The organism is Pseudomonas sp. UBA6315 (genome assembly GCF_002438125.1).
In the GTDB taxonomy this organism is placed as follows: Bacteria; Pseudomonadota; Gammaproteobacteria; order Pseudomonadales; family Pseudomonadaceae; genus Aquipseudomonas; species Aquipseudomonas faucium.
Genome location: NZ_DJTF01000006.1, coordinates 15939 through 23881, shown reverse-complemented (window position 1 = coordinate 23881; position 7943 = coordinate 15939). Strand labels below are relative to the sequence as shown.

Here is a 7943-nt window from a genome sequence, read left to right as displayed (position 1 = left end):
GCCGGCAAGATCAACGTCAATCGACCTGCTTCAACCAATCCTGAATCTGCCCCAGTGTCGCCGTGGCCCCGCCACACACCACCACCAGCACGTTCTGGTAGCCGCTCAATGCCTTCGCTTCATAAGCCACCGCCAACGCCGCCCCGCAGGCAGGCTCCACCAGCACGCGATGATCGTTCAGGAACCGCTCGCACGCTTGCAGCGCCGCACGATCGCTCACCAGCACACTGTGCACCGGGTGCTCGCGCACGCACACCAAGGCCTGGTCTGCCACCCGCTTGGCACCCAGCGAGGTGGCCACCGAAGCGATGCGCTCCAGCTCCACCGAATAGCCCGCCTGCACCGCCGCGTGCAGCGAAGCGGCGCCTTCGGTCTCTACCGCCAGCACCGGCACATCATGCCAGCCATTGCGCTTGAGGCCTTCGACCACGCCGCTGAGCAGCCCGCCGCCACCCACCGACAGCAGCACCGCGTCAGGCTTGTAGCCCGCCGCCGCCAGCTCGTCCACCAGGCTGGCATGGCCGGCCCACAGCAGCGGGTCATCGAAGGGGTGAATGAAGGCATCGTTCGGCCCGACCAGGGTTTGCGCCAGCGCGTTGGCCTCCTGCCAGGAGCTGCCATGCACCACCACCTTGGCGTCTTCCTGATGCAGTAGCTCCTTGGCCCGCTCGGTGGTGGTTTCAGGCACCACTACCGTTACCGGCACGCCCAGTTTGCGACCGGCATAGGCCACCGCCAGGCCGGCATTGCCGCCGGAGGAGGAAACGAAATGGCGCGCGCCACGGGCATGGTGGACTTCGCAGGCATGGCCCACGCCACGCAGCTTGAACGAGCCGCAGGGCTGCAGGGCATCGAGCTTGAGCCAGACCGCACGGCCAGCGGCCAGCGAAAGAGGGCGGGATTCGATCAGGGGGGTGTGGATGTGCAGGGACATGGCAGCCTTCTGATTACTCAAACAAAAGAAGGATGTCATACCAGTTGGCCCCAGCGCCGGCAAGCCGGCGTTGGGGCCAAGGCGGTCAACCCAGCGCAGGGGTACGCGGCGGGATCATGCGGCGCGAGCCGGTCGACTCGAACGCGGCAGCGAAGCTCAGCAGGTTGTTGTCGCTGTAGGCGCGGCCGGCGAAGGTCAGGCCCACCGGCATGCCGATGTCGGCCATCACGCCCATCGGCACGGTCACGGTCGGCACGCCCAGGTGGCGGATGGCGAGGTTGCCGTTGGCCACCCAGATCCCGTTGCTCCAGGCGATGTCCGCAGAGGCCGGGTTGACGTCGGCATCAGCCGGGCCCACGTCGGCCACGGTCGGGAACAGCACCGCGTCCAGGCCCAGGTCGTCCATCCAGTCTTCCAGGTCGAGCTTGCGGGTCTTCTCCAGGCCGCGCAGGCCGTCGGGCAGGGTTTCGATCTGGTCCCAGGTCTTCAGGCCGCGCTTGGCCATGTTGACGTATTCGTCCATGCCGGCAGCCAGGTCGTCCTCACGGTTGGGCAGGGTGCCCGGGTCGTGGGGGAAGATCTGCGGGCCATCGACGTCGGCCAGGCGGTTGAGCTTGGGGTCGTCGTTGGCGCGCAGGAAGTCGTCGAACGCCCAGCCCGACAGCTCCCACAGCTCGTCGTGAAGGAATTCCTTGCTGACGATACCGCGGTTGTACACGGTGGGTGCGCCCGGGCGGTCGCCTTCGCAGTTGGACACCAGCGGGAAGTCCACTTCGATGACTTCGGCACCGGCCGCTTCCAGGGCCTGGCGGGCCTGCTGCCACAGGTCGATGACGGTGGCGCGGGTGTTGATGCGCTGGCCGGTCGGGCCGCCGATGCCAGGTTTTTCCGAAGTGCCGGCCTCAGGGTCGGCATTGATGTACATGCGCGGCACGCCGAAACGCTTGCCCTTGAGCGAGCTGGCATCGACCGCCAGGTCCAGGTAGGACGCCGGGCGCACCTTCGAGGCGGCCGGGATCGGCACCCACGGCTGCAGGCGCCACAGGTCGCCACGCGGGTCGGCGTCGTCGGCCACCACCACGTCGAGGATTTCCAGCAGGTCGGCCATGGTCCGGGCATACGGCACCACCACGTCCATGGTCGGCGTCAGCGGCCAGTTGCCGCGCACCGAGATCACCCCGCGCGAAGGGGTGTAGGCGCACAGGCCGTTGTTCGAGGCGGGGCCACGGCCGCTGGACCAGGTTTCCTCGGCCAGGCCGAAGGCGCTGAAGCTGGCGGCGGTCGCGGTGCCGGCGCCGTTGGAGGAGCCAGAGGCGAACGGCGCGGTCAGGTAGTTGGCGTTGTACGGGCTTTCGGCGCGGCCATACACGCCGCGCTGCATGCCGCCGTTGGCCATCGGCGGCATGTTGGTCTTGCCCAGGCACACGGCACCGGCGGCGCGCAGGCGCTCGATGGTGAAGGCGTCGCGCTGGGCCACCAGGTCCTTGAAGGCCGGGCTGCCGGAGGCGGCTGTCAGGCCCTTGACCAGGTAGCTGTCCTTGGCGGTGTAGGGGATGCCATCCAGTGGGCTCAGCAGCTGGCCCTTGGCGCGGCGGGCGTCGGAAGCCTCGGCTTCTTTCAACGCTTCTGGATTGCGCACTACCACGGCGTTCAGGGCGGTGGCGGTATCGGCTCCATCGTAGGCGTCGATACGCGCCTGGTAGGCCTTGACCAGCTCGACCGCCGTCGTGCGGCCTGCTTCGAGCGCATCGCGCAGCTCGGCAATGGAAACCTCGGTTACCTCGATCATGCTTTCACCAAAAATTGTGCAGGTGGGGGCTTTTGCGAGGAGTGTACAAGAAGGTGCCAGGGGAGGGAGGTTTGCGCGGCAGAAATGGTTTTTTGCAAGGGGGCATTGTCGCCCCGGTGGCGGCGGGCTTGCCCGGCGAAAGGGCCGCGACGCGGCCCCGGTACGCTCAGTCCAGGTCCGCTGCGCCATGCCGCTCGGGCACCTGGGTGTCTTCATCGCCCCAGGTGCGGTTGACCCGCGTGCCGCGCTGTACGGCCGGTCGCTGGGCAATCTCTTCGGCCCAGCGCTGCACCTGCGGGTACTCGTGCACCGCCAGGAACTCCGCCGCGCCATACAGGTTGCCGCGCACCAGCTGGCCATACCAGGGCCACACGGCAATGTCGGCAATGCTGTATTCGTCGCCACCGAGGTAGCGGCTTTCGGCCAGGCGGCGTTCGAGCACATCCAGCTGGCGCTTGGCTTCCATGGTGAAGCGGTTGATGGCGTACTCGAACTTCTCCGGCGCATACACATAGAAGTGGCCGAAGCCGCCGCCCAGGTACGGCGCCGCGCCCATTTGCCAGAACAGCCAGTTCAGGCTTTCGGTGCGTGCGGCAGGGCTCTTGGGCAGGAATGCAGCGAACTTCTCGGCCAGGTACAGCAGGATCGAGCCTGACTCGAACACCCGCACCGGCGGTTCGACGCTGCGGTCGAGCAGGGCGGGGATCTTCGAGTTGGGGTTGACCTGGACGAAACCGCTGGAGAACTGGTCGCCCTCACCGATGCGGATCAGCCAGGCATCGTACTCGGCGCCGGCGTGGCCAAGGGCGAGCAGCTCTTCGAGCAGGATGGTGACCTTCACGCCGTTGGGCGTGGCCAGTGAATACAGCTGCAAGGGGTGCTTGCCCACCGGCAAGTCCTTGTCGTGGGTGGGGCCTGCGATCGGGCGGTTGATGCTGGCGAACTGGCCGCCGGACGCCGCGTCGTTGCGCCAGACCTTGGGCGGGACATAGGGGGGCTTGCTCATGCACGAACTCCTTGAATGGCGTGATGCAGACACATACAGACGTTGACCTGCATCTATGCCATGGGTTCGTCGCCCAGCGCAAATGCATTGCGCGCATGGCGCGGATGCGCCGCCAACGCCATCAGAACGTTGGCGGGGTGATCACCCAGACCACCACGGCGTCCACCTCGCCGGGGTTGCCATAGCGGTGCGGCTCCTGGCTTGAGAAGCTGAAGCTGTCGCCTTCGCTGAGCTGGAAGTAGCGCTCGCCCACCCACAGCTCGAAACTGCCCGAGAGCAGGTAGCCGGCTTCTTCGCCTTCGTGGCTGTAGCTCTGCTGGCTGTAGGTGCCGGGCGGAAAGCGTGAATGCAGCATCTCCAGCTGGCGGTTGGGCTGGGGGGTGAGCAACTGGTCGACGATGCCGTCTTCGTAATGCACGCTCAGCCGACTGTTGCGTCGCACCACGTAACCCTGGTCTTCGGGGGCGGTGGTGGCTTCGCTGGCGAAGAACCACTGGATGGTCACGCCCAGGCTGCGGGCAATGTTGAACAGCGCCGGGATCGACGGGTACGACAGGTTGCGTTCGAGCTGGCTGATGTAGCCTGCGGTCAGTTCGCTCTGCGCCGCCAGCTCCGCCAGGGTCATGCCCCGGCGCTTGCGCAGGCCGCGAATGCGGGTGCCAAGAAACTGCGGCGCGGCGCCGCCGTCTTCGGCGGCGGGCGGGGTCTGGGGCTGCTGGCTCATGCGGGTCGGTCCATCGGGAAAGCGGCAGTATGGCCAGCCTCAGACGGCCCAGGCAACTGTCAGGCCATCATGGATCGCCTCCTCGGCGGTACGCGGCGCCAGGCAGTCGCCGATGCGCCGCACCTCGACCAGCCCGGCCAGTTCCTCGGCCAGGGTGTCTTGCGGCTGGTGACCCAGGCACAGCACCAGGGTGTCGATGCCCTCGAAGATCATCGGTTCGCCGCTGGCGGTGTGCTGCAGGTACACGGTGTTGTCGTCGCAGCCGTACAAGCGTGCATACGGGGTGATCGGGATGCCCAGGCGATGCAGCTCGCCGGCCAGCTGGTCGCGCACGTACAGCGGTAGATTTTCCCCGCAATGGGTGCCATTGACCGCCAACTGCACCTGGTGGCCCTCGCGCACCAGGCGTTCGGCGATGCCGGGGCCGACCCAGTCGCAGCGCCAGTCCAGCACCATGACCGAACGGCCCAGGGTCACTTCATTGCGCAGCACTTGCCAGGCATCCACCACCTGCAGTTCGCCGCTGCGTTCGAAGGCCGGCCAGTAGGGCGTAGCACCGGTGGCGGCGATTACCAGGTCCGGGCGCTCGCGTTCCACCAGGGCGCGATCGACCCGCGTATTACGTACCACGCGTACACCCGCCAATTGCATTTCGCGCTGCAGGTTGGTGCTGGCGCCGCCGAACTCGGCGCGCCGGGGCAGCAGTTGCGCCAGCAGCACCTGGCCGCCGAGCTGCGCGTTGGCTTCATACAACGTGACGTCGTGCCCACGCGCGGCCGCCACGGCAGCCGCCTTCATGCCGGCAGGGCCGCCGCCTGCCACCATGATGCGCTTGGGCGCGGTGGTGGGCTTGAGGGTGCCGTACTGCAGCTCGCGCCCCGTTTCCGGATGCTGGATACAGGAGATCGGCAGGCCCCGGTGGAAGTGGCCGATGCAGGCCTGGTTGCAGGCGATGCAGGCGCGCACGTCCTCCACCTTGCCTTGCTCGGTCTTGCCCGGCATGTCCGGGTCGCAGATCAGTGCGCGGGTCATGCCGCAGACATCGGCCTGGCCACGGGCCAGGATCAGCTCCGCTTCCTGCGGCTGGTTGATGCGCCCGGTGACGAACAGCGGGATGTCCAGGCGCTGCTTGAAGGTACCGGCCTCGCGGGCCAGATACGCCGGCGCGATGGCCATCGGCGGCACGATGTGCACGGCGCCGCCGAGCGAGGCCGAGGTGCCGGCGACGATGTGCAGGTAGTCGAGCTGGCCTTGCAGCGCTTCGGCGGCGGCCAGCGATTCATCTTCGCTCAGGCCCTCGCTGTCGCGCTCGTCGGCACTGATGCGCAGGCCGACGATAAAGTTTTCGTCGGTGGCCGCGCGCACGGCCTGCAGCACTTCGCGCAAAAAGCGCAGGCGCTGTTCCAGGCCGCCGTTGTAGCCGTCGCTGCGCAGGTTGACCCGTGGGTTGAGGAACTGCGCCGGCAGGTAGCCATGGCTGGCCACCACTTCGACGCCATCCAGCCCGGCCTGGTAGAGGCGGCGGGCGGCATCGGCATAGCCCTGGACGATCTCGTCGATCATCGCCTGGTCCAGCGCCCGTGGCATCACCCGGAACCGTTCGTTGGGCACGGCCGAAGCCGAGTAGGCGACCGCCAGCAGGCCGTCGGCCGACTCCATGATCTCGCGCCCGGGGTGAAACAGCTGCGACAGCACCACCGTGCCATGGGCATGGCACGCCTCGGCCAGGCGCCGGTAACCGTCGATGCAGGCATCGTCGGTGGCCATCAGCACATGGGAGGTGTAGCGGGCGCTGTCGTGCACCCCGGCCACCTGCAGCACGATCAGCCCCACACCGCCTGCGGCGCGGGCGCTCTGGTAGGCGATGAGCTTGTCGTTGACCAGGTTGTCGCTGGGCAGGCAGGTGTCGTGGCCGGTGGACATGATGCGGTTCTTCAGGCGCTTGCCACGGATCTGCAAGGGCTCGAACAGGTGAGCGAAGGCGGTCGACATGCAGTGCTGCTCCGGTGTTGTTCTTGTTTTGATCATGAAAGTGTAGCTTCAGTAAAAAATCAACTTGTTTTTTTACTGGCGCCCGACTAGGTTTTTCTCACCCACGCCAGTGGGCATGTCCTCACAACAACAAGAAAACGGGCCCTTCGGGCACCGGCAGGAGGCAATTCGATGCAGGCATTCCCTCGCAGTACCGGTCTATGTGCAGCGCTGTTGGCCATCGGCCTTGGCAGCGCGCAAGCAGCGCCGCAAATGGTCGTGGTCGGCTATGGCGGCGCCGGTCAGAAAGCCCAGGATGTGGCGATCTTCCAGCCTTTCAGCGCCCAGGACGGCAGCCAGTTGATCCAGAGCGAATACAACGGCGAGATGGCGCGTATCCAGGTGATGGCCGATACCGGCAATGTCGACTGGGATGTGGTGCAGATCGAAGGGCCGGACCTGGCCCGGGGCTGCGACGAGGGCATCTACGAGCACCTCGACTGGCAGCGGCTGGGGCACGCCGCCGAACTGATACCCGATGCCGCCCAGGCCTGCGGCTCGGCGGCGCTGGTGTGGAGCGTGGCGATCGCCTACGACCGCAACAAGCTGGCTGCGGCGCCCGGCTCCTGGGCCGACTTCTGGGACGTGAAGAAGTACCCGGGCAAACGCGGCCTGCGCAAGCGCGCGGTGTACAACCTGGAATTCGCCCTGATGGCCGACGGCGTCAAGGTCGACGACGTGTACAAGGTGCTGTCGACCCCGGCGGGGGTGGATCGGGCCTTCGCCAAGCTCAGCGAGCTCAAGCCCTACATCCAGTGGTGGGATGCCGGCGCGCAACCGGCCCAATGGCTGGCCGCCGGCGACGTGGTGATGACCTCGACCTACAGTGGCCGCATCGCCGTCGCTGCGCAGCAGGGCAGCCCGCTGGCCCTGGTGTGGCCGGGCAGTTTGTATGGCATGGATTACTGGGCCATCATCAAGGGCTCGAAACATGTCGACCAGGCCAAGCGGCTGATCAGCTATGCCAACCAGCCCGATACCCAGGTGCGCTATGTCGAGCAGATTCCCTATGGCCCGACCAACACCCAGGCGGCCGCCAAGCTTGACCCGGCACTGGCCAGCTGGGTGCCGACCTCGCCGCAGAACCTGCAGGGCGCCCTGGCGATGAACGTCGACTTCTGGGTCGACCATGGCGAGGAGCTGGAGCAGCGGTTCAATGCCTGGGCCAGTAAATGAGTGAAGGATGACCAACCATGAGCACTGCTGAACAATCGTTGCGCGAGCAATTGGCCGCCTGTTACCGGCTGATCGCTCACTTTCGCATGTCGGACCTGATCTTCACCCACATCTCGGTGCGCCTGCCGGGGCCGGAGCATCATTTCCTGATCAACCCCTACGGCCTTTTGTTCGACGAGATCACGGCCTCCAGCCTGGTCAAGATCGACCTGCAGGGCAGGCCGGTGGAGCCGACCCCGCACCCGGTCAACCCGGCCGGCTTCGTCATCCACAGCGCCATCCA

Annotated in this window: 7 protein-coding genes; 2 read left to right on the top strand and 5 right to left on the bottom strand. The window is 66.7% G+C overall.

Annotated features, from left to right (window positions below; genetic code table 11):
- Positions 1-16: 16 nt before the first annotated feature.
- From B3E94_RS00320 to B3E94_RS00300, 5 genes are all read right to left on the bottom strand, one after another.
- The gene (locus B3E94_RS00320; protein ID WP_286911883.1) at positions 17-934 is read right to left on the bottom strand and encodes a pyridoxal-phosphate dependent enzyme; all 918 of its coding nucleotides are present in this window, start codon (positions 932-934) and stop codon (positions 17-19) included.
- Positions 935-1019: 85 nt separating this feature from the next.
- Entirely contained in the window at positions 1020-2723 is a 1704-nt protein-coding gene (locus B3E94_RS00315) for an amidase (RefSeq protein ID WP_236236491.1), read from the bottom strand.
- A gap of 166 nt (positions 2724-2889) precedes the next feature.
- Positions 2890-3729, bottom strand: a complete 840-nt coding sequence (gene yghU / locus B3E94_RS00310) for a glutathione-dependent disulfide-bond oxidoreductase (RefSeq protein WP_286911881.1) — start codon at positions 3727-3729, stop codon at positions 2890-2892.
- Between the two features lie 121 nt (positions 3730-3850).
- Entirely contained in the window at positions 3851-4453 is a 603-nt protein-coding gene (locus tag B3E94_RS00305; RefSeq protein WP_176515821.1) for a cupin domain-containing protein, read from the bottom strand.
- A 39-nt stretch (positions 4454-4492) separates the two neighbouring features.
- Positions 4493-6445 (bottom strand): FAD-dependent oxidoreductase, encoded by a 1953-nt coding sequence (locus tag B3E94_RS00300; RefSeq protein WP_286911880.1) that lies wholly within the window; start codon positions 6443-6445, stop codon positions 4493-4495.
- 171 nt (positions 6446-6616) lie between these two features.
- Between B3E94_RS00300 and B3E94_RS00295 the strand changes: the two genes are divergently transcribed.
- Together B3E94_RS00295 and B3E94_RS00290 are read left to right on the top strand one after the other, a co-directional pair.
- Positions 6617-7660: an ABC transporter substrate-binding protein gene (locus tag B3E94_RS00295; protein WP_286911879.1), complete on the top strand. Its 1044-nt coding sequence runs from the start codon at positions 6617-6619 to the stop codon at positions 7658-7660.
- 17 nt (positions 7661-7677) lie between these two features.
- A partial coding sequence (locus B3E94_RS00290) for a class II aldolase/adducin family protein (protein ID WP_286911877.1) occupies positions 7678-7943 on the top strand: 266 nt, incomplete at its 3' end.

Bases quoted from the DNA above. Each gene is read 5' to 3' on its own strand.
- B3E94_RS00320 (WP_286911883.1), bottom strand. From the start codon at position 934: ATGTCCCTGCACATCCACACCCCCCTGATCGAATCCCGCCCTCTTTCG.
- B3E94_RS00315 (WP_236236491.1), bottom strand. From the start codon at position 2,723: ATGATCGAGGTAACCGAGGTTTCCATTGCCGAGCTGCGCGATGCGCTC.
- yghU (WP_286911881.1), bottom strand. From the start codon at position 3,729: ATGAGCAAGCCCCCCTATGTCCCGCCCAAGGTCTGGCGCAACGACGCG.
- B3E94_RS00305 (WP_176515821.1), bottom strand. From the start codon at position 4,453: ATGAGCCAGCAGCCCCAGACCCCGCCCGCCGCCGAAGACGGCGGCGCC.
- B3E94_RS00300 (WP_286911880.1), bottom strand. From the start codon at position 6,445: ATGTCGACCGCCTTCGCTCACCTGTTCGAGCCCTTGCAGATCCGTGGC.
- B3E94_RS00295 (WP_286911879.1), top strand. From the start codon at position 6,617: ATGCAGGCATTCCCTCGCAGTACCGGTCTATGTGCAGCGCTGTTGGCC.